Annotated in this window: 26 protein-coding genes and 1 tRNA gene; 4 read left to right on the forward strand and 23 right to left on the reverse strand. The window is 63.8% G+C overall.

The features are described 5' to 3' along the window. Position 1 precedes the first annotated feature (1 nt). From AYK61_RS27195 to AYK61_RS02595, 18 genes are all read right to left on the reverse strand, one after another. Positions 2–178, reverse strand: a complete 177-nt coding sequence (locus AYK61_RS27195) for a hypothetical protein (protein ID WP_183130134.1) — start codon at positions 176–178, stop codon at positions 2–4. Between the two features lie 248 nt (positions 179–426). Next, positions 427–1,260, reverse strand: coding sequence for a hypothetical protein (locus AYK61_RS02525; protein WP_147458290.1), 834 nt, complete (start codon positions 1,258–1,260; stop codon positions 427–429). Further along, positions 1,220–1,747, reverse strand: a complete 528-nt coding sequence (locus AYK61_RS27200) for a M50 family metallopeptidase (RefSeq protein ID WP_183130135.1) — start codon at positions 1,745–1,747, stop codon at positions 1,220–1,222. The genes AYK61_RS02525 and AYK61_RS27200 overlap by 41 nt, the downstream gene beginning before the upstream one ends. 351 nt (positions 1,748–2,098) lie before the next feature. After that, positions 2,099–2,275, reverse strand: coding sequence for a hypothetical protein (locus tag AYK61_RS27205; protein WP_183130136.1), 177 nt, complete (start codon positions 2,273–2,275; stop codon positions 2,099–2,101). Next, positions 2,272–2,961, reverse strand: coding sequence for a hypothetical protein (locus AYK61_RS02535; RefSeq protein WP_147458291.1), 690 nt, complete (start codon positions 2,959–2,961; stop codon positions 2,272–2,274). Before AYK61_RS02535 ends, AYK61_RS27205 begins: the two co-directional genes overlap by 4 nt. Before the next feature lie 42 nt (positions 2,962–3,003). Beyond that, on the reverse strand, positions 3,004–3,369 hold the full coding sequence (locus AYK61_RS02540; RefSeq protein ID WP_121869689.1) for a hypothetical protein: 366 nt from the start codon (positions 3,367–3,369) through the stop codon (positions 3,004–3,006). Then, the gene (locus AYK61_RS02545; protein WP_237669051.1) at positions 3,366–4,718 is read right to left on the reverse strand and encodes a terminase large subunit domain-containing protein; all 1,353 of its coding nucleotides are present in this window, start codon (positions 4,716–4,718) and stop codon (positions 3,366–3,368) included. Before AYK61_RS02545 ends, AYK61_RS02540 begins: the two co-directional genes overlap by 4 nt. 164 nt (positions 4,719–4,882) lie before the next feature. After that, positions 4,883–5,080: a hypothetical protein gene (locus AYK61_RS02550; protein ID WP_121869690.1), complete on the reverse strand. Its 198-nt coding sequence runs from the start codon at positions 5,078–5,080 to the stop codon at positions 4,883–4,885. Beyond that, complete coding sequence (locus AYK61_RS02555) at positions 5,080–5,310, reverse strand: hypothetical protein (RefSeq protein ID WP_121869691.1); 231 nt, start codon at positions 5,308–5,310, stop codon at positions 5,080–5,082. Before AYK61_RS02555 ends, AYK61_RS02550 begins: the two co-directional genes overlap by 1 nt. Positions 5,311–5,384: 74 nt before the next feature. Next, complete coding sequence (locus tag AYK61_RS02560; RefSeq protein WP_128645194.1) at positions 5,385–5,801, reverse strand: hypothetical protein; 417 nt, start codon at positions 5,799–5,801, stop codon at positions 5,385–5,387. Between the two features lie 97 nt (positions 5,802–5,898). Next, positions 5,899–6,396 (reverse strand): endo-1,4-beta-xylanase, encoded by a 498-nt coding sequence (locus tag AYK61_RS02565; RefSeq protein WP_121869693.1) that lies wholly within the window; start codon positions 6,394–6,396, stop codon positions 5,899–5,901. Continuing rightward, entirely contained in the window at positions 6,393–7,553 is a 1,161-nt protein-coding gene (locus tag AYK61_RS02570) for a hypothetical protein (protein ID WP_121869694.1), read from the reverse strand. The genes AYK61_RS02565 and AYK61_RS02570 overlap by 4 nt, the downstream gene beginning before the upstream one ends. Before the next feature lie 32 nt (positions 7,554–7,585). Next, on the reverse strand, positions 7,586–8,305 hold the full coding sequence (locus tag AYK61_RS02575) for a recombinase family protein (protein ID WP_121869695.1): 720 nt from the start codon (positions 8,303–8,305) through the stop codon (positions 7,586–7,588). A 33-nt stretch (positions 8,306–8,338) separates the two neighbouring features. After that, on the reverse strand, positions 8,339–8,503 hold the full coding sequence (locus AYK61_RS27210) for a hypothetical protein (RefSeq protein WP_183130137.1): 165 nt from the start codon (positions 8,501–8,503) through the stop codon (positions 8,339–8,341). Next, positions 8,500–8,778, reverse strand: a complete 279-nt coding sequence (locus AYK61_RS02580; RefSeq protein WP_121869696.1) for a flagellar hook-length control protein — start codon at positions 8,776–8,778, stop codon at positions 8,500–8,502. The genes AYK61_RS27210 and AYK61_RS02580 overlap by 4 nt, the downstream gene beginning before the upstream one ends. Then, entirely contained in the window at positions 8,775–9,227 is a 453-nt protein-coding gene (locus tag AYK61_RS02585; RefSeq protein ID WP_121869697.1) for a hypothetical protein, read from the reverse strand. Before AYK61_RS02585 ends, AYK61_RS02580 begins: the two co-directional genes overlap by 4 nt. Positions 9,228–9,783: 556 nt before the next feature. Beyond that, positions 9,784–11,583, reverse strand: a complete 1,800-nt coding sequence (locus AYK61_RS02590) for a hypothetical protein (protein ID WP_121869698.1) — start codon at positions 11,581–11,583, stop codon at positions 9,784–9,786. A 92-nt stretch (positions 11,584–11,675) separates the two neighbouring features. Beyond that, positions 11,676–11,921: a helix-turn-helix domain-containing protein gene (locus tag AYK61_RS02595; RefSeq protein ID WP_259467904.1), complete on the reverse strand. Its 246-nt coding sequence runs from the start codon at positions 11,919–11,921 to the stop codon at positions 11,676–11,678. A 137-nt stretch (positions 11,922–12,058) separates the two neighbouring features. On the opposite strand from AYK61_RS02595, the gene AYK61_RS02600 reads away from it, so the two are divergent. Both AYK61_RS02600 and AYK61_RS02605 read left to right on the forward strand, forming a co-directional pair. Beyond that, positions 12,059–12,736 (forward strand): helix-turn-helix domain-containing protein, encoded by a 678-nt coding sequence (locus AYK61_RS02600; RefSeq protein ID WP_121869699.1) that lies wholly within the window; start codon positions 12,059–12,061, stop codon positions 12,734–12,736. Further along, positions 12,736–13,902 (forward strand): site-specific integrase, encoded by a 1,167-nt coding sequence (locus AYK61_RS02605; RefSeq protein WP_121869700.1) that lies wholly within the window; start codon positions 12,736–12,738, stop codon positions 13,900–13,902. Before AYK61_RS02600 ends, AYK61_RS02605 begins: the two co-directional genes overlap by 1 nt. Before the next feature lie 58 nt (positions 13,903–13,960). On the opposite strand, the gene AYK61_RS02610 is transcribed toward AYK61_RS02605, so the two are convergent. Further along, positions 13,961–14,037 (reverse strand) — tRNA-Leu (locus AYK61_RS02610). Positions 14,038–14,157: 120 nt separating this feature from the next. Here AYK61_RS02610 and AYK61_RS02615 point away from each other — a divergent pair. Both AYK61_RS02615 and AYK61_RS02620 read left to right on the forward strand, forming a co-directional pair. Beyond that, positions 14,158–14,790 carry an ANTAR domain-containing response regulator gene (locus AYK61_RS02615; protein WP_121869701.1) on the forward strand — a complete coding sequence of 211 codons (633 nt, stop codon included), beginning with the start codon at positions 14,158–14,160 and terminating at the stop codon, positions 14,788–14,790. A 173-nt stretch (positions 14,791–14,963) separates the two neighbouring features. Continuing rightward, on the forward strand, positions 14,964–16,298 hold the full coding sequence (locus tag AYK61_RS02620) for an ABC transporter substrate-binding protein (RefSeq protein WP_121869702.1): 1,335 nt from the start codon (positions 14,964–14,966) through the stop codon (positions 16,296–16,298). Between the two features lie 145 nt (positions 16,299–16,443). On the opposite strand, the gene AYK61_RS02625 is transcribed toward AYK61_RS02620, so the two are convergent. Genes AYK61_RS02625 through AYK61_RS02640 form a run of 4 tightly spaced genes read right to left on the reverse strand, consistent with a single transcriptional unit; the run spans position 16,444 to position 20,653 of the window. Next, the gene (locus tag AYK61_RS02625) at positions 16,444–17,259 is read right to left on the reverse strand and encodes an ABC transporter ATP-binding protein (RefSeq protein ID WP_121869703.1); all 816 of its coding nucleotides are present in this window, start codon (positions 17,257–17,259) and stop codon (positions 16,444–16,446) included. Next, a complete protein-coding gene (locus tag AYK61_RS02630) occupies positions 17,259–18,266 on the reverse strand; it encodes an ABC transporter ATP-binding protein (RefSeq protein WP_121872371.1) in 1,008 nt (335 codons plus the stop codon). The genes AYK61_RS02625 and AYK61_RS02630 overlap by 1 nt, the downstream gene beginning before the upstream one ends. A gap of 52 nt (positions 18,267–18,318) precedes the next feature. Then, positions 18,319–19,308, reverse strand: coding sequence for a branched-chain amino acid ABC transporter permease (locus AYK61_RS02635; protein WP_121869704.1), 990 nt, complete (start codon positions 19,306–19,308; stop codon positions 18,319–18,321). 4 nt (positions 19,309–19,312) lie between these two features. Next, a complete protein-coding gene (locus AYK61_RS02640; protein WP_121872372.1) occupies positions 19,313–20,653 on the reverse strand; it encodes a branched-chain amino acid ABC transporter permease in 1,341 nt (446 codons plus the stop codon). Between the last annotated feature and the right edge of the window lie 182 nt (positions 20,654–20,835).

Here is a 20,835-nt window from a genome sequence, read left to right on the forward strand (position 1 = left end):
TTCAGGCAGTGACCAGGCGATCGACGTAACCGGTCTCGTGGGTGGAATCGGCGCTGCAGGTGTAGTAGACCCACTGCGCAGACTGGTCCGCCGAATCCCCGAACCGATGGTCGACCTTCGCTGCGCACAAACTGCCCGCACTGGTGTCATGGCAACGAAGACTGCTGGGTATGTACATCACTCCACTGTAGGCGCGATCGACGGAGACGATTACCGACGTCGCGAACGGAGCTACATTCACGTGGTGCCCTCGGTGAGACTCGAACTCTAATCCGGCGTTTCGCTGACATTGGCCTTGGTCGACAACACACGCGCTGACGTGCACTTTCGAGGCAACCCCGAGTGAGTCCGTGTGAGCACTCATGACATCACGATGTGGTCAGAATGTGGTCACCGAGGGGTGAATCGAACGGTCGTTCTGATGCATCAGAACTCGGGTCGCATCTCGGGCGGAAGCGACGCGTCGAACTCAGCTTTCGGGCGAATACGCAACTGCCGCATAGTGGGTGCTGTCCATCCCTCGTCGCGCAGTTGTGAACCCCACGCGTCGACCCACCACGGCAGGATGGCGAGGACGTCCTTGACTGAACGATCGTCCGGCCACGTCGAAAACTCGACGCCGAACTTACGCAGCGCGAACAGACCACGATTCACGTACTGCAGACCGGCCAGCACCGCTCGTGCCTCTTGCTCGGTAATGGTGACGGTTCGTCGTTCGTGTCTCGCCCACCCACCGTCTGTCGACATCTCGTCGGGTTCTTTGTAGGCCACTCGCAGGATCGTCGCTGTCTGGTTGGGAGTTACGCCCTCCATCGACTTGAAATGGAGCATATGTCCGAGATCGTCTCGCATGGCCTTCGCGCGCTTGACCTCGTCGGTCCACATCGTGTCGTTGGGTAAGACCAGGTTGAGATTCTTTGCCATCCGGCGCATATCTCGTGCGACATTTTCACCATCCGGGTGTACGAACGGTGCGGTCGTCGGCGGTGTCTCGGCAGTCGCGTACCGCAGGAATCGGATCTCTTCAATGGCCGTCTCCCACGCGCCCGAAACCTGCCAGAGCAGTCTTTCGAACACAGGTGACGGGACGAAAAGTAGTTGCTCTGCTCGTTGGTTGGCTTCGATCGTCCGCCTCACCTCGTTAGCAGTCTTCAGTAGGCGCTCGTCACTATCACCGTTATCGGGGGCAATCATCAGATGAGTCAAGCACGCCGACTGGTCAGTCGTAGGGCAGGTGCACGGTGAACGATCCCGGTGCATCGCCGCATCGGATAGCGGCTCGGACCATCCGATCGTGACGCTCGTCGCCGTCCATCCCGAGCGCGGCTCGGACGGTTCTGTCGTCCAGTCGCCCGTCCACGAACAGCGCGCCCGCCAGCTTCGTGATCGAGGACCAGCAGGTTTCGAGCTGGTTCTCGATCTCACGCGGCAGACCTCGGTCGCTCCGAACAACGTCGTCGCAGTCCGAGGCGTTCGACGCCAGCAACGCCAGGACATGCTGGAGTCGGGGGCTTTCGCCGTGTCGCCACCGTGATTCTGCCCATGGTCCGGCGTAGCTGACTTCACGTTCCCGACCCTTCGGAACATCGGTGTGCCAGCATTCGCCCGGCGTGTCGGGGTCGTCGTCATTGAGCTTGACTTCGGCGATCTGACCGCCAGCAAGGATCACCTGCACCGCGTGTCCAGCTTCGTGCACCGCGACCTCGATACGGCGGTGTTCGGCGGGCGATAGGTCGGAGAGCTTCACGTGTGTTGTCCGTTCTGAAAAGTGGGAGTGAGCGAGGGTGTCCGGCTCGGTCGGCCCGCAGCCAGCACCGAGCCGGACATCCTCAGTGAGCAGCGGGACCCGGCGTTCCGCTGCTCTCGCAGTCAAGCTTTCGGCGCTTCTTACGCATCGCGGCGCGTCGATGCTTCGCCGTCTTTCCCGAGTAGTGCTGACAGGACGGGCAGCGCCATGGGTGCACGACGTTCGGGTCGCTGGTCGTTGCCGTGCAGCAGGTGCACGCGACCTCAACACGGCACCCGGCGCAGCGCCACCGACCCGGAACGGCGTCAGGATTCGAGGTGGCGGCACCGCAGCTCGTGCAGTCGGCAGCCATCACGCGCCCTCGGCCTCGATCAGGTTCGGGGACCAGCTCTGCCGTCCGCTTTGCGCCGCTCGGACGTAATCCGCACCGAGTTTGGTCGTCGGAGCTGGCGTCGGATCGAGACCGAGCTGCGTCGGGCTCTGCCGAGCATGGTCGTAGGTTCCGAGACTGCCGGATGCGTTCTTCACGACGTGACTCCAAGTTCTTCCAGTTGGTCCTCGACAGAGGGGGCCGGGACAGGGCGGGTGGAGTGGAACAGCTCGCGGTCGGCAGCTCGGCGGTCTAGTCGGCGTTCGAGGCTCAGAGCGCGGCGGTCGACTTCTCGGAGCGCGGCCTCGACCGACTCGGACACCGACACGTCCACTTTCTCGGGTGGCAACGCGCGGCCCAGCAGGTCGGACAGCGGCCCAGATACGGGCGCTGCCAGCTCGACGAGTGCCTCGGCCCAGGCACCAGACGCCAGGTCTGCCTCGGTGATCTCGGGCCGCTGTCCGGCTCGGTGGCTGCGCAGCAGATCCAACGCTCGGCGTCGGTCTTCCTCGCTGAGGTGCGCGGTGCGGCGCTGATCGTCACCGTTGCCGGTCAGATGGTCCAGTTCGCGAACGCATCCAAGCACCGCATCGGCCAGTTCGTCCACCATCTCGGCATACGCCCTCGGAACCGGGTCGTGTGCGATCCGAGCTGTCAGCGGCGCAACGATTGCCGAGATTTCGTCACTCAGGCTGAACTCCGCACGGAGGACGTTCGGCAGCCATCGCCGACGCCGCAGACGTTGCGCGTGCTGTTCGAGCTTCGGTCGCTCGGTGCTCAGTTCTAATCTACGTCGGCGAAACGGCTTCATCGGATGCTCCTCGGCGCTCGGTGTTCGCTTCATGGTGAGCAAGCTACTCGGGCACCGTGCAAAGGATGTCCGTCGTTACTCGACGGGATGGAACGGGCACTCGCCGCGCGCGTAGTTCACTTGTCCTGCAACGGTATCGGCGAAGTGCACGACGAGACCGCCGCACTGCCCACACTTCGTATACCGGTCCTGACGAATCACGTCGAGCAGGAACAACACCGCCTCGCGGTCCGATAAGTGGTCGAGTGCCTGTGCGGCCTCGGTGTCGTCGAACGGGTCGCCTGTGCACTTGGTGCACGAGCACCCGGCCGGGTCGGCGGTGCCGATGAGTCGGCGGGCCAGCAATGCGCGACCTTGCTGGGCGAGGGTTCCGTCGGGGTCGTCGTGCTCGCACCCATCGACCGGGCACGGCGGGTGTGGGCCGCGGGGAATGCAGGTCATGCGAATCTCCTACGTCGTGAGAGCGCCGCGTCGAGCGGAGTGACTGTAGCGCCGCGTGAGCCCTCCATCGACCGAAACGGGTTGGCGAGGGTCATTCCTTGCTGCCCGGCTGCGTGGCTCAGCACATCGTGAGAGACCACGAGTGCCGCGAGTGAGTCCGGTTGATGCTGTCCCACTTGCCAATTCGCCGCCAACTTCTCCAGCTCTGCCAGGGTGCCGACGACGCGGCACGTGCCGACTTCGAGCGCTTGGACAAGCGCAGACGACCGGGCGACCGAGTCACCGCCGCCGCGCCCCGATCCTCGCGGGGGCCAGCTCGTCACGCGTATGTGCCGGTCAACCTCGGCTCTGCGCAGCCGGTCGCGGACGACGGCGATGTATGTCTCTCTCGCGCTGAATCCCTCGATCGCGATCTCGGATGCGCCGACTTCGACAGCCAGGTCGACCGCTGCCCTCGCCCACGCCTCGGAGGTCATCGGCCGCGACCGGTCACGCAGGACCGCGACCACGCCGTCACTATCGACGCACGCGGCGACTAAGCCGCACGCGTCACCGCGGCCACTATCGGACGGGTCGACCCCGACGACCGTGAATGCCGGGCTAGCTGGCGGTGTGGACAGACGCCAGGCGTCGAACCATTCGCGACGGACCAAGCCGCCCTCGGGCGGAGTTGGTACGCCCTGGTAGAGCGCGTTCCAGGTTCTTTCGCCCGAGGTTCGCCGCGCCGCCGCGTAGTGATCCGGTGTGTACCCGAGTGCGCTGGTCATCGCGACGCCGCTCTGTTCACGCCCGAGTGCGTCGGGGACACCGCTCGCAGACACGGCGGGGATGTTCGTTCGGGTCCACACGTCGGGCTCGGCAGATAGCAACTCGCCCGCGAGGTCGGACTCGTGCCACCGCGTCATCACAATCAGAACCGAGCCACCCGGATGCACTCGGGTCGCGAGCGTGCTCCTGTATTCGTTGATCACTCGTCGGCGGTGGGCTGCCGAGTCGGCCTCGGCGGCATCTTTGACAGGGTCGTCGATTATCAGCAGGTCTGCACCGAATCCCGTTACGCCGCTGTTGATTCCGGTAGCAAGCAAGCCGCCGTCATGGCCGTCGACCCGCCACCGTCCGACCGCTGTCTTGTCGGGGGATAGCCGGATGCCGAGCACGGCGGCGTGTTCGTTTATGAGCTGTCGCGCTTCGCGGCTGTGTGCCTGCGCCAGCTCGTCGGAGTACGACACGAGCACGATCTGACGGTTGGGATTGTCGGCGAGTGCCCACACCACGGTCCAGACCGCGAGCAGTCGACTCTTTCCCGTCCGAGGCGGCGTGCTCACGATGTCGCGCTGGTCGGGCTCCATCACCGACCGGCGCGCGACGTCACTCAGCAGAGCGATCGTCGGCGTGACGACGAACCTCGGATCGAGCCGCGCTGCCAACTCGGCCGGTGTGGACGGCTTGACCTGGTTGCGTCGAGCGGACAGCTCGCGGGCCGCGACCAGTGTCCGCACCGTGACGGCGTCGGTCACTTACCCGCGAGCAGGTCGCCCGCGGCCGATGACGCGATCGACGAGTTAGATTCGAGCACCTCGGCGAGCTTGACCAGCTTCGTTGCCTGTGCTCGGAGTTGCGCGGCTACCGCTCGGTCGCGGCCTGCGATCTCGCACAGTTGGCCGGTGCAATCCGTCGTGGTGTCGTCCAGCGCGGGGGTCTGAAAAGGCATCACTTCGCTCCTCGGAGTCGGTCGAGCATCTTCTCGGCCGTCGCCGGGGCGAGCGCACCTCGGGTGATCTCACGTCGGAAGAAGCGCTCGCATCGGTGCCAGCTCAGCGCAGCGCGCGCTTCCACCACGCGGGGGGTGTCGACCTCGCCTCGGCTCGCGAGAACGGCCAGGGTCGCGCGCCAGCTCTCCATCGTTCGGGACCGCGGGTCGACGGGCTGTGTAGTTTCCATGCCCGCACCATAAGTTACGGGCGTGCAGAGTGGCTTGGGCGTCGAGATGAATTGCGCCGCATTAACACTCGGGTCTAGCGGATGGACAGCATTGCCCCCGCGTATGCCAGGACGATTCCGAAAAATAGGAGTATCGGGCCGACCCACGTCTTCCATCGTTTCGGGACTTCGACCTCGGCGAGCAGGTAGGTAACGATGTGATGCGTCGCCATCTCGGCCTTGCTCGCCCGGAAGCCGATTTCGACGTTCGGCCTGATCATGGCGGCGTAGATCTCGTCGCCGTTCGCAGCTTCGAGCGCTTCGCTCTCGGAGTCGTCTTGCAGCTCCCTATGGACCTTCTCGATCATGTTGATGTTCTTGGTGAAACGCCGGGCCGCACCGTGTCGCGTCATCAGATCACGGACCACAAGCGCAACGCCTGCCAGCTGCGCTACCAATCCGACCGTCAACACGCAGCGGATGCCCACATTGGAGCTGAGAAAATCGATCACGCGGCTATCCAAGCACCCGAGGCTCCGCCGAGCTATCTCGATCGCCCTCTGAGCCGGATCTCTACCCAGACTTCCAATCGGGGTTCGGACGGTACCTTTATGGCTTGTACTTCCAACCGTTCTTCTGTGCCCGAGCAACAAGGGTTTTGGCGACCAGCGTGTAGGCACCCTTGTCGGACGGCGGCAGCTCGTTGTAGTCAATGTGGCCGTGGTCGTCGGGACGAGAGCTGTTCATTGAGTCGTCCCATACGGTCAGGGGCTGTCGACTCGAATCGCCGCTCGGGGATTTGATCTCGACCGATTCGACCTCACTCAAGTCGAGTCCGAGAACTCCAACAGGAGCGATGTACGGCCTACCGTTGTCCTCGCAGCGGCGTCTGACTGCGTCGGCCCGATCGCGATATGCCTGCTCAGCCGATGTCGCCGCGCCGCGAGCAATGGACAGCCGATTCGAGTCTCTTTTGTCGGCTGTGCTGAGTTTGAACGCCTCGAAATTGACTACGTCTGCGGTCACCCATTGATGGATGATCGGTCGAAGCAACTGCGCGGAAGGGTCGGTCATTCGCTCGCGACGGAACTCAGGATCCTCGGTCATTTCTTTCCGTCCGCTGACAACCACGAGTCCAAGGCATCGGTCAACTCGGACACCTCGGCAGGAATCGTTTCGTCATTGAATGTGCCCGCATCGGTGTCCGCGGTGTGGACGTATATTGCTCCGTCTGGCTCGACCTCGATCGAGAGCTGGTTCTCATTCCCGGACCAGTAAAAACGAATCCCGCCCTCTTCCGTCGGGAAGACGGTGCTTGTGAGGTTTCCGAGAGCGAGCATTGATTCGATCACCATTTGGCCTCGCTGGATTACAGAGTCGGAAATTGGTTCTCCTGCCTCACCGTCCATCCAACCTTCGTCAAGGTCGGCGAGCGCCGTTAGTGCTTCGCGAGCGAGTCGCGCGTCCTCGGTAACGTTCACGACAGCGAGCGTGGTGACTGAAGCTAGTTTGGTCAGGCGACCATCTGCGTTGAAGTCGCCGATGCCCTCGGCGTGACACTTGAACAGCTGCTGTGCCGGGTCGATGCTGACCGAAACCTCAGTGCCGTAGTAGGGGACTGCTACATCTCTTTTGTGTTCACGGTCGCGCACGATCAGTCGGCCGGACATGACGTGGAAGTCGACGACTCGACCCTCTACGACGACGGCGCGTTTGGTTTCGACGTCGAGACCCTCGATTGCGGTGGTCCGCGTCGACGGGGTGTAGCGGGAGACCGACTCCCAATCGACGCGGTTAGTGGCAGCAACTTGGATCGTGTCGCCGCGGTCCATCGTTTGCCCGAGCTTCTTGACTTTGTTCGCTTCAATGCGCCTAATGTCGGCCGGGATCTGGCCCTCACCGGACAGGGCGTATTCGATAAATGCCTCGACCGTAAGCAGGGCGCGACTGTAATCCTGTTTGAGTTCATCCTCGGCGAACAGATCAGCGAGGCCGGGGTCAAGGTCATATTCGAGCAACGGCACAGCGGAACCGTCACCGATCTTCTCGACGAGTCGTAGCGCGATTCTGTCGTCGTAATTATTAGGAATGCGTTTGCTGTTTGGGTGGCGATCGCGCCAATACAGCCTCACGAGTGATCGGAGGATGTCCTCAAGGGCTGCGACCTCGACCAATGACTCGGCGGGCATGCCTTTCGCGTGGAACCGCGAGCCGCTGAGGCGCATCGCCGCTATGACGCGGGATTGCTCGGAGTCGTGGGTCACAGACGCGAGGCTATCTGAACGTCCCAGACTTACTACACGGAACCCATGGCGGTAGCCGTGCCATCCATTCGATTGACTGACGCGCGCTTGTGGATCCGAGAGACGGTGTTTGGGAACCATCGCGAGCCGCCTTGGCCGGTCGGCGTCCCGTCGTCGTTGAGTCCGTCGGCAATGCGTTGCCAGGTCGCGCCGCCTGCGCGCTCGGCTGTGATCCGATCGACGACGGTCAGCGGAACGGACAGCGGTCGGCCCAGCCGGACGCCTTGTGCTTTCCTGACGGCAAGCGCGGCCTTGGTCCGGTCGCTGATGAGCGATCGCTCCAGCTCGGCTACGCCGCCCATAATCGCCGTCGTGAATCGACCCGCTGCCGTGCTGGTGTCGATGGTCTGGTCGACGGCGACCACGACGCCGCCTGCGCGCTCGACGCGGTCGATGACGTCGAGCAGTGCTCGCAGGTTGCGAGCGAGGCGATCGGACTTGGCGACCACGAGTATCGCGGCGGTGCCGGACTCGATCGCCTCGATTGCGCCCACGAGACCCGGCCGCGCGTCGACTGCCTTGGACCCCGACACGCCCTCGTCGGCGAACGTCTCGACGAGAGTCCAGCCGCGCCTCTCGATCTCGCCCGAGACAGCCGACCGCTGCGCATCGAGACCAGCGCCGGACGTTGCTTGCTCGTCGGTGCTGACACGCAGATAAGTGACGACGGTGCCGACGTCCGCTTTGCGGCGACGAGTGCGAGGCGTGGTCATACTGTCATCCTATAACGCAAACGACCGTTTGGGTTAAAGAAACGTGGGATCAACTCCAGCGATGGTCTCCAGTGCCAACGCCGCGCCCTCGATCCGAGCCCGGTCGTCGCCGCTCGCCTCGATCTCGTCGGCGTCTATCGCGGCGAGGACTCGACGTAGCCGAGATGCCGTGTCAGCGAGGATCTCCGGGTCGGTCACGGCGTCGAGCTTGCTGGTGTCTGGTCGGCACGGCGACGGGCGACAGCGAGCCACTCGGACATCTCGTCGGGCGGCAGACCGTCGAGTGCGAGCACCTGCCGAGCGACCTCGACGTGCAGCGACCACAGTGGGTCGTCGGGGCCACGCACGACGCCGAACAGCGCGCGGCATTTCTCGGCGGCTACTCGGTCGAGATCGGCGGTCGCGATGCGTCCACCGTCAATGTCCTCGGCGACCGACAGCGCGGCCACGATCGCATCTCGCTTGGCGGTCATTCGACGATCTCTCCCTCGATGGTGCCGTCGATCTCCAGCAGTCGCTTTCGGGCGTCCGCGAGGATCGTGGTTGTGGATGGCTGGACAGTAACGGTGTGGTCGACGTTCACCTTGCCGAGTCCGTGGATGAACGCACGATGCTTTGCAATCCGATCACGTGCTTTGTCGACGGTGTCACGGCCACCGACGTCGTCAGCGGGTACTTCCGCCGCCGCTGCCATGATGTAGCGCTCGCGCTGCTGCAACTTCAATTCCTCCATTGCGAGCAAGTGGCCGACGTCGTTTCCCTCTGCCATGCGATCGACGTACTGACGCACCGACGCAGCCGCCGAGGAGGGGGACCGGTAGCCGAGCTGATCGGCGACGTGCTGCCACGTCGCGCCCGAGTTGCGTAGGTCGATCGCTTTACCGACGCGGTCCAACGTCGCTGCGCGTGGTCGGTTCGTCATCGATGGCCTCCATTCTCGGTACGACGCACTTGGTTGTATTTGGTTATTAGACAGGGCGAGGGTGCAGATGTTCGGGGCTCGCCGCAGGTCAGCGGCAATCGTCCTGGCCGCTGACCGGTCTATCGAGTGACCATGCCATCCTCGGAGCTTCGCTCGTCGCTGTGGCGGTGTGGGGGTGTGGCGACGCTGCCACGGCTGAAACCACTGGTCACGGGCGGTGTGGCGGTGTGGCGCTGTGGCGGTAGTGTGTGTTTTTCTCTCTGGCATTCAGTAAACGCGTGTATATACGGGAATTAAATTAATACACGTATATAAGTGTATTGTCTTGTGTTGCAATCACTTTCAATCGGAGCGGAAAAGACACACCCCCCCGCCACACCGCCACACCGCCACAGCGGCGCTCACCAGGACGTTTGTCCGCCACGGCCACCATGGGGTACCGCCACAACCGTTCTGACCTGGTCTTTCATGGGCCACAGCCCGCGTAAGCAGGGAAAACCAGAGACGCCGCAGCGGTGTGTACCGTCGCGGCGTCTCTTGTGGTCGAGCTGTGTGGTCAGCGTGTAGCCCGGAACTCGTCTCGGGTGCGGCCTTTTTGGTACTCGTACCGCCGTCGTTCGATCTGCCCGCGTTCGGCGAGCAAACACAACGCGGGCTCGATCGAGCGGCGTCGACTCGACGTGACCCCGGACACCAGCGAGCGGTGCGGAGTCCATTCGTCCCCGCGATCGGCCAGGATGCTGAGGAACTTCTCTGCGAGTTCATGGTCGGCGACCGAGGTTCGGGTCGCGTCGGCGGCTGCCGATCGGTGCCCGTCCAGCCGGCCCTGTGCAGCTGCGTCGGCGGCTGCTGCGTCACCCGAGGCGGCGGCTACCTCGGCGACCACCGCCTCGGACACCGACACAATCGACCCGGCGCGCTGCCAGTCCTCCAGGTCGACGCTGGTGCGTCCGTGCAGAACCGCCAACGCTGCGGCTGCCTTGAGTCGCGCGAGCAGCCTGTGACCCGCGAGGGGATCGGAGGTGCGGCCAAACACGTCCTCGTCCTTCGCGTCATTCACAGCGATGATCTCGCGCCGGATCTGTTCGGCAACATCCATGTGTACGAGCGGCCGGTCGACGTCGTCCGGGTCGAGCGGGTCTACGGTCACCCCGAATTGCGGTATGTCGAGTGAGATCGGCTGCGGTTCGTCGACAGGGGGTCGCCGTCGGCCCTCGCGCACCGGAAACCACAGGAACCGCTGTGTGAGACCGTCGCGCACTGCCTTTTCGCCGAGCAGGCTCGATCCGTTGCCCGGTTGAACGCCTGCCGTCAATCCGAGTCGGTAGCTGTGCGCGGGCAGGATCACGCGGTGCTCGATGGTGGCGTTGGTGAAACCGATCTCTTGGCCCATTGCGGCTTTGAGTAGCTCGGTGACCAACGTCTGTCCGCGGCGGTCGGCCAGCGCGTCGAAAGCACCGATGTCGCGCACCGTGAACAATGCCGAGCGACAATGGAACTCCGTTTTCGCCCTGCCGGTCTCCGTGTCTTTGTGGGCGGCTGCGAACGTACGATTCAGCCCCTCGCCAGTTCCGACGGGGAACGGGTCCCAGTATGTAGGCGCGCCACTCACGCGGGCGTCGATCACTGCCGACGCAGCGGCGTCGGATAGGTCCTTACCGCCGCCCGAGACACCTGCGACGGCGAGTAACAGATTCAGTGACACAGGCCCGCCGATGATGGGCGGCAGTGTCACTCGGTGGGGTACGCCGAGAACAGCGCGCACCAGAGCGCCGCCGAGCGTCGCCCATGCTCCAGCTCCCCGCGCTCGGGCAAATTGATGAATCGCGGCCAGCTCGGGGGATGAGTCGAACAAGTCCGCGTGCCCGTCGAGCACCCCGCGCAGCCCGGTTGTCGGTTTCGGGGCCGTCCTGTCTGCCATCGGTGAATAGTCCGTGTTGAGTCGGCGTCGTGCCTCGGTCTCGGCTCGGCGCTCGGCGACGATCGCATGCGGGTCACGTTCTCCGGTGTCCGACGCCCACGCGGCGACGTCCGCGCGGGTAATGACAGGGGCGACGACAACCTGCACTGACTCGACCGGTACTGCCAGCAAGTCTTCGAGATTCTCGGATTCGTGGACTTCGTCTACCTCGCGGTGATGCCACCGAATGATGCTGCGCGCGATTTCCGGGCCGAGTGTCTCGACGATGTCGGCCGAAGCCTTCACCCCGAGGACCTCGGCGAGGTGGTGGCCCGAGACGAACTCGGCTGCGGTGGATGCCACCTCGGCGGTATTCTGGTTGTCGGTGTCGATCGTGGGTTGGTCGGTCGCAGGCCCGGAGTCGCTCGCTCCGGGCCTGTTTGCTGTCTGAGTCATTGCGTGTGGGTCCTTCGGTAGACGTAACAGGTCACCGTGGATGAGTGATGATGCGTCGAAATGACTGTCTGAGTTGCCCATTGGGCGTTTCGTCAGCGCGCGCGGGAAGCTACGTCGGCCGTCTGCACGTTGTCGTCGATGTAGGCGCGGATGTCGCCCACTCGGTACAGCACACGAGCACCGACCTTGACGTAGGGAACGCCGACACGGCGAGAGCGGTCCTGCCGCAGCTTTGCCTCGGTCGTGCGTAGGTAGGTCGCGGTCTCGCGGGCATCGAGCAGGACGTCGAGTCCGGCCGGGGCAGGGGACGGTGTCGTGGGGGCGGTGCGTGCTGGCATGTCGGATCCTTCGTTGCGAAACGTATAGCGTCGCTGCGGATCCGATTCCGCTGCCTCGTCACCCGGTCGGGTGCGCTGAGTGGAACTTACCAGTGATGTTACGTGCTGTCACGTAACTTCACTGCTACAGTCGCACTGTGTCATCCGAAACCATCGGCTCGCTGGTCGGCCGAAACGCCAGACGTCTACGCCGAGACGCCGGGACCTCTCTCGATGATCTCGCGCGAGCATCGGCGCTGTACGGCGCAGCGTGGACGCCGAGCCGGGTCAGCGACATCGAATCGGGGCGAGGAACGCCGAGCCTGTCGACGATGCTGGTTTACTGCGCAGCGCTGACGCGCACGAGTGGGGGAGACGTGACGCTCCCCGACCTGTTCGAGGGGAGCGCCGTAGTGCAGCTCACCGATGGTCTGGAGGTGTACGCATCGGCTATGCGTCGCGCAGTGGGCGGGGGATCGACTGCGTTCACTGCTGAGGACGTACCGCACGCGAACGCGCCCGGATCACTGCCCGAAATCGGCGACCACGCGGGGGCTGCGGTGCCCGAGGGGAGTCGACTTCCGTCGGGGGCCGACCGGGCGGCAGTCGCACTCGCGGTGTCGGCGATGACAGGGCTCGCGGACACGCGTGCGGCCAAGACACTCGGCCTCGACATCTTCGAGCTCACAGCGTGGTCGTACCGGCTGTGGGGCGCACCATTCGGGCTGGAGCGGGACAGGCGCGCAGGTCCCGAGGGCAACGCACAACGCAGGGGACAGGTCACGCGCGGCCTGTTTTCCGAACTACGGACGGCACTCGCGGAGGGCGACCACTGATGGCGACGATCACCAAGTACACCGACACCCGAGGTAAGTCGTTCTATCGGGTCAACTACCGCACGCCCGAGCGCAAGCAGACTACGAAACGTGGGTTCACGACCAAAAGGGCGGCGCAGGACTTCGCCGCGACAATCCACGTGAGCAAGCTGCGCGGGGAGTACATCGACGAGTCCGAGGGCAAGGTGACCGTCGGATCGCTCGGTGTCGGGTGGCTCGCGCGGCAGACCCACCTCAAGGCGTCGAGCGCGCGAACAGTCGATGTTGCGTGGCGCGTCCATGTCGAGCCTCGATGGGCGGATGTACGGATCGCCGATATTCGTCACTCCGCCGTGCAGCAGTGGGTCTCGGACATGAGCGCCAAAAGTGGCCCGGTGACTGTCATTCGAGCGTTCGGCGTATTTGCGTCGATCCTCGACGAGGCGGTCAAGGATCGCCGACTCATCGCCAATCCTGCGCGAGGAGTGAAGCTGCCACGCAAGGGCAAGGCCGAGCACAGCTACTTGACCGACGACCAGGTGTGGCACTTCGCGCGCGAGGCGGGGCCGACCAAGGGAGCGATCGTGCTCGTGCTCGCATACTGCGGCCTGCGGTGGGGTGAGCTTGCGGCGCTGCGTGTGTCGGACGTCGACATGTTGCGTCGTCGGATCCACGTCCGGCGAAACGCCGTCAACGTCGGCGGCAAGGTCGTCGTCGGCACGCCGAAAACACACGAGCTGCGCACCATGACGTTTCCCAAGTTCCTCAGCGAGCCGCTCGCGGCTGCGTGCGCGGGCAAGGCGAGAGATGCCCTCGTGTTCCCGAACGCCCGAGGTGACTACGCGAAGTCGCCCGGTGCCCGGACGTGGTTCTCGCACGCGGTGGCTCGGTGCGTGGCGGCCACCGCCGAGCAGCGCACCACCGAGGTCGACTCGATCGGCGCAGCCGAGACACCAGAGTTCCCGCGGGTGACACCGCACGATCTGCGGCACACCGCCGCGTCGCTCGCTGTTTCGGCGGGTGCAAACGTCAAGGCGGTCCAGAAGATGCTCGGACACGCGTCGGCCGCGATGACGCTGGACACCTATGCGGACCTGTTCGACACCGACGCCGAGGCGGTCGCCGACGCACACGATTCACGCGTTTCTGAGGGTGATGTGGTCAAAATGTGGTCACGAGCGACGTAGGCAGCCGACGTCCTGCGTGTTCTAAGTCGTTGACCAGCAACGACTTAGCGATACTGCGTGGTGCCCTCGGTGAGACTCGAACTCACACTGGACGGGTTTTGAATCCGTTTCCTCTGCCAATTGGGATACGAGGGCTGGCGTCTTTCAAGCAACGATTGTCGAGTTTAGAAGATGCGCTTTCGGCGTCGCGCACCGGTACCCTTCAGATGCTCGACGGCCCTGATGGGCGATGACAGTCAAAGGAGACCGATACAGATGAATGCTCCTGGTGCGCACGGTACTGGCAAGCCCCCGCTTCGCGTGGTGGTGGCAGAGGACGAATCCCTGATCCGATTGGACCTCGTGGAGATGCTCCGCGAGGAGGGCTACGACGTGGTCGGTGAAGCGGCCGACGGTCAGCAGGCGGTGGAGTTGGCCGTCGAACTGCGTCCCGATCTGGTCATCATGGATGTGAAGATGCCGCGGCGGGACGGAATCGATGCCGCGTCTGAGATCGCCGAGAAGCGCATTGCGCCCGTCGTGATTCTCACCGCGTTCAGTCAACGCGAGCTCGTGGAGAAGGCTCGCGATGCCGGTGCGATGGCGTATCTGGTCAAGCCGTTCACCAAGGCCGATCTGATGCCTGCGGTGGAGTTGGCCGCCAGCCGTTTCGGTGAGATCTCCGCGCTCGAAGCCGAGATCGTGGATCTGCAGGATCGGCTCGAGACGCGCAAGCTCATCGAGAAGGCCAAGGGCATCCTGATGGAATCGCAATCGCTCACAGAACCGCAGGCGTTCAAGTGGATTCAGCGCGCCGCAATGGATCGCAGGACGACGATGAAAGCCGTCGCCGAAGTAGTGATCGAGACACTCGGTACTCCTGCGAACAAGCCTGCGGCAGAGGGGTGATCGGCTCCCGAAAGCTACGGCCACGTAAAACTTCGACTCCCTAGGTCACAGTCAGGTCACGAGCCTCGTTCTAGGCCTTGCGAATCGGCTCCGAGCGTTAGCGTCTGATCCACACGTGAGCCACATGCAACTCAGGTGCGCTTCAACGACGAGCAATTTCAAGGAGAACCTAGATGGCAATTCGGACCTATGTCCGCACGGCTGCGGTGGTGAGCGTTACCTCGCTCGCACTGTTCGGCTGTTCGTCGAGCGACGACTCGGGCTCGACCGACTCCACCACGGCCAGCGGCGGCACTGCAGCCGCGGAAACGACCGTCTCCACCGATTGCGAGCCCGAGCAGGCCACAGCAGGGGCCACGCCCGTCACCGATCCTCTGGTCGTCGGAACCTTGCTGCCCAACACCGGCAGCCTGGCCTTCCTCGGACCGCCCGAGGTCGCTGGTGTCCAGCTCGCAGTCAACGACATCAACGCTGCCGGTGGTGTCTTGGACCAGCCGGTCACGCTGATCCCCGGCGACTCCGGTGACACCACCACCGACACCGCCAACACCACCGTCGACCGCCTGCTCGCAGGCGGTGCCGACGTCATCGTCGGTGCAGCGTCCTCGGCAGTCTCCCTGCAGGTCATCGACAAGATCACCAGCGCGGGCGTCGTGCAGATCTCGCCGGCCAACACGTCCGACCAGTTCGTCTGCTACCCGGACAGCGGCCTCTACTTCCGCACCGCTCCCACCGATGTGCTGCAGGCTCAGGCCCTCGCGGACCTCATCGCCCAGGACGGTGCCCAGCGGGTGTCGATCCTCGCCCTGAACGACCCGTACGGAACGGGCTTGGCCAACAACACGGTCGAGAACCTCGAAGCCGCGGGAATCGCGTCCGATCAGCTCCAGACGATCATCTACGATCCCAACGCTCAGTCGTACAACGCCGAGATCGACGACGTGAACAACTTCGCACCCGATGCTGTCGCCGTGATCGGATTCGACGAGTCCGCTCGCATCATCACCCGTATGCACGAGCTCGGAATCGGACCGTCCGACGGCACGTTGGTCTACGGCGTCGACGGCAATATGGGCAATGCACTCGGCGAGTCGATGGCTCCGGGTCTGCTCGACACGATGCGGGGCACCACGCCGCTGACCGACGTCGGTACCGCGTTCCAGGACCGACTCAAGACCGTCGATCCCGCGCTCGTCGACTTCAACTACGCGGGTGAGTCCTACGACGCCGTTGTGATTCCTGCACTGGCAGCAATTCAGGCCGGATCGACTGCGGGCGTGGATATTGCGGCCAACATCAACAGTGTCACCAAGGACGGCGAGAAGTGCACGACGTTCGAGGAATGCCTTCCGTTGCTGCAGGCAGGCACCGACATCGACTACGACGGTGTCACCGGTGCGCTCAACTTCAGTGACGCAGGCGAACCGGCAACCGGTTCGTACGGCAACCTGGTCTTCGGGCCGGACAACACCCTCACCACGGATGGATACATCGTCGTCGGTGAGTGATCTGTAACTGTCACACAGCCACTGGGCCCGAGTCCTCGATCAGGACTCGGGCCCAGTGGCTTGCGTACGCGCCGCATGTTCGACGCCAGCGAGAAGGCCCCGGTTCGATGTCGATCGAACCGGGGCCTTCGTCGCTGCCGAGCAGCTACTTCTTCTCTTTGCTTCCTGCCAGTGTGCCGAGATACAGCTCGATCACCTTCGGGTCGTTCATCAACGCCGGACCGGTATCGGTGTAGGCGTTGCGGCCCTGATCGAGAACGTATCCGCGGTCGCAGATCTGCAGGCATCGACGGGCATTCTGCTCGACCATGATGATCGAGACACCGGCCGCATTGATCTTCTTGCAGCGGATGAACACCTCGTCCTGGAACATCGGCGACAACCCGGCCGACGGCTCGTCGAGCAGCAGTACCGATGGTTCCATCATCAGTGCGCGTCCCATCGCCACCATCTGTCGCTCACCGCCGGAGAGCGCGCCGGCTTTGACCTTGCGGCGATCGCTCAGAAGTGGAAAGAGCTCGCTGACGAAATCGAAGCGTTCGTTGAACTTCTTGGGACGCAGATAGATTCCCATTTCGAGGTTCTCTTCGATGGTGAGCGACGGGAACACATTCTGCGTCTGCGGGACGTAGCCGACGCCTTTCGTCACCAGCACGTGCGCCTCCGCGGACGTGATGGTGTCTCCGCGCAGTTTGACGCTGCCCTCCCGAACGGCAACGAGCCCGAACAGCGTCTTCAGCAGAGTCGACTTGCCGGCCCCGTTGGGGCCGATGATCCCGACGATCTCCCCGTCGTTGAGGAAGAAGTTGCACTCACTGAGGATGTTCACACCGGGGATGTACCCGGCGACCAGGCCGTCGGCGCGCAGTAGAGCACCTTCGGCGAGGCGGGCGTGTTCCCCGGGCGTGGCCGCGAACTCCGCGGGTGTCAGTTGCTGCTTCTCGGTGGTCGGTTCGCTCATCAGTTGACCTCCTTGGCCCGGTGGGATCCACCGTCGGTGGTGTCGGGCTTCACGAACTCCGGTTCCGACAGATCGCCACCGGCCGCAAGCTCCTCGACCTCGGCTTTCTTCAGTACCTCTGCCAGTTCGGCAGTGGCACCGACGGGATTGCCGTCGGCATCGAATTCGAGAGCCTGATCGTGGTGGCTGCCGAGATACGCATCGACGACGGCACCGTTGTTCGAGAGCTCCTCCGGTGTCGATTCGGCGATCACACTGCCCTGCGCCATCACCACCACCCAGTCGCTGATGTCTCGGATGACGTCCATGTCGTGTTCGACGAACACCACCGTCATGCCGTCGTCGCGCAGTGACTTGATGTGCCCCAGAAGTGATTGCGTCAGTGCGGGATTGACCCCGGCCATCGGCTCGTCGAGCATCACCACGGACGGGTCGGTCATCAGCGCGCGGGCCATCTCGAGCAGTTTGCGCTGGCCGCCGGACAATGATCCGGCGAGGTCGTCGGCCTTGGCATCGAGTTTGAAGCGAGCGAGCAGCTCGTTCGCACGCTCGGTCACCTCACGCTCCTGTGCCTTCCAGGTCCACGGGAGGAAGGTGTTCAGAATGCGTTCGCCGCGTTGCCCGGTGGCACCGAGTCGAACGTTGTCGAGAACCGTCAGTTTCGACAGTGCCTTGGTGAGCTGGAACGTTCTGACGACGCCCTTGCGGGCCACCTGGTGCGGATGCATCTTGCCCAGTTCCTGACCGTCCATCGACCAGGTGCCGGTGTCGGGTCGATCGAACCCGGTGAGCAGATTGAAGAGCGTCGTCTTGCCTGCACCGTTCGGGCCGATCAGACCGGTGATACAGCCGCGTTGTATCTCGAGATGCGCTACGTCGACGGCCTTGAGACCGCCGAACGTGCGCGAGATGCCATCCACCACGAGAGTCGGATCGGGTTTCGCCGAGCCGGGTTCACCTGCCACTCCGGCGAACAGCGCCGCACGCTGATCGGCGTCGAGGGCCATGGCCGCCCGTGATTCGAGGGTGCTGGGATTCTTGTTCGGCGAGTTCTTCGCGTCAGGCATTGAGCTGAACCTCTCGCTTGTTGCCGAGAATGCCCTGGGGTCTGAACACCATCAGTAGTGCGATCAGGATTCCCAGGAGGACGAAACGGGTGGCACCGACCTGCTGCTCGGTGAGGTCGAGCAGCGGATCCGGCCCCGAGATGGCTTGACGCAGAATGGCGTCGGGGATCGAAAGCAGGAACCAGAACAGCATGGCTCCGACGACGGGACCGAACACTGTGGCCGCGCCGCCGAGAATCAGGGCTCCGAAGGCGAAGAACGTCTGCGCCGTGGAGTAGAAGTCGGGGTTGATCGACTTGGTCTGCAGGGCGTTGAAGACACCGCCCATGCCGCCGATCACACCACCGAGCACGAGCGCCTGCATCTTGTACACGAAGACGTTCTTACCGAGCGAGCGTGCCGCATCCTCGTCTTCGCGCACCGCTTTCAGGACGCGACCCCACGGGCTGTGTGTCAGGAGATAGACGACGCCGCAGAGAATGAGGACCAGCGACCAACCGACGACCATGGCCCACAGATCGTCACCGTAGAACTTCACCCCGACGAAGTCGTATTGCTTGCCCGAATCGAATGGGCTGAGCGAGGTGAACGGATCGGCAAATCCGAACAGGCCGTTGGTCGATGCGGTCACCGAGTCGCTGGCCGTGGATCTGAACACGAGACGAAGGATTTCCGACGCGGCGATCGTGACGATGGCCAGGTAGTCGGCGCGCAGTCGTAGCGTGGGAATGCCCAGCACCAGAGCCAACAGACCGGCGGCACCGAGGCCGACCAGAATGCCCAACCACAGCGGTTGTTCGTAGGTGATGGTCATGATGCCAACGCCGTAGCCGCCGAGCAGCGCGAAGCCGATCTGACCGAAGTTGAGCAGGCCGGCGTAGCCGAAGTGCAGGTTCAGGCCGATGGCAAGCAGCGCGTAGAAGATCGCGGACGGCCCGACGAGTTGAGCGAGGGAAACCTGGAGTGCTCCGAGAATATCCATGAGGTCACCCGATCCTTTGCCGCGAGCCGAGTATGCCCTGCGGCCTGACGATGAGGATGAGTATCAAGACGAGCAGTCCTCCGATGTACTTGAGATCGGGATTGATGATCAGCGTCGACCACTGCACGAGCAGACCGACGATGACGCAGCCGAGGAAGGCCCCGTACGCGGTTCCCAGTCCCCCCAATGTGATTCCGGCGAACATCAGCAGTAGGAGCTTGAAGCCCATCTCCCACTGCACGCGACCGGCGAGTTCGGAGAGACCGAACAGAACACCGCCGAGGGCGGCGAGACCGCCGCCGAGGCACCAGACGAACGTCACGACACGCTCGACATTGATGCCCGAGGATGCGGCGAGGTCGCGATTGTCGGCGACGGCGCGCATGGCCTTGCCGATGCGCGTGCGCTGCAACATGAGTGCCACACCGACGAGGACCACCACGCTGATGATGATGCACGCGAGGTTGACGTTGGTGATGGCGAACGGGCCCCACTCGTTCTGAGTCTGAGCCTGGTAATCCGCGAACGGCTCGGCTCGGTCCGAGAAGAAGATGAGGATCAGGTAGCGGAGCGCGATCGCGAGGCCGATGGACACCACGAGCTGAGCAATGAGGCCGGTTCGACGTTTTCGCAACGGTTTCCAGATGGCCGCGTTGTTGAGCCAGCCGATCGCGACGCCGACGATGATCGCGAGGATCGTGGCCGGGATGAGTTGGATACCCATCGTGACGTTGAAGACCCAGGCCGCAACCGCGCCGAGCGTGACCAACTCACCGTGCGCAAAGTTCGTCAGTCCGGTGGTTCCGAAGATCAGGCTCAGGCCGACGGCAGCGAGCGCGATGACGAGTCCGAACCGGAAGCCGTCCACCGTGGTTCGCAGGAACTGCTCCCAGACCGGGACGCTGGTGGCTGTTCTGGCCTCACCGAACGAGAAGATGACGGTGTTGGAGCGCCCGGCCTGCACATCGCGCTGGACCTCGCCCTGGACGCTCACCCCGTCGGGGAGCGTTTCCTCGACGACCTGGAATGTGTATGTGCCGGGAGACAATTCGAGGGTCCACCGGCCGCCGGTTTCACTGGTGGTGCGGGCGACTTCGGAGCCGGACGCGTCGAGCGCAGCGACGTCGACGCCGATGAGTCGTTCGCCACCGTTGTTGAGAGATCCGGCGACGCTGACCGCGTCTGCGGGCGGTGCCTGTTCGGCACTGGTCCCCGGTGCTGCCGGGGGAGTGGGGGTAGGTTCCTGGGCCAATGCCGGCGCACTGAACAGCAGCGCGGCAATGGAACTCAGAACGGCGAGTAGGAGTGTTCGCTGGAAGAGCCGAACGGCAGATCTTGCGCGCAACCTCGGCGGTTGCACCTTTCTGGTCCATCGAACATTTGGAGCCACGCACGTCCTCCGGACGGTTGTCGTTGTGCCACGGGAATGGGGGTTTCCTGCAATTGTCGGACTCTATCCGCTGAAACGACGCAAAATCGGCGACTGAGATTTCCGGAAAGTATCGGTTGTGTTTCGCGGTGCGCGAC

This window comes from Rhodococcus sp. SBT000017 (assembly GCF_003688915.1).
GTDB lineage: Bacteria > Actinomycetota > Actinomycetes > Mycobacteriales > Mycobacteriaceae > Rhodococcoides.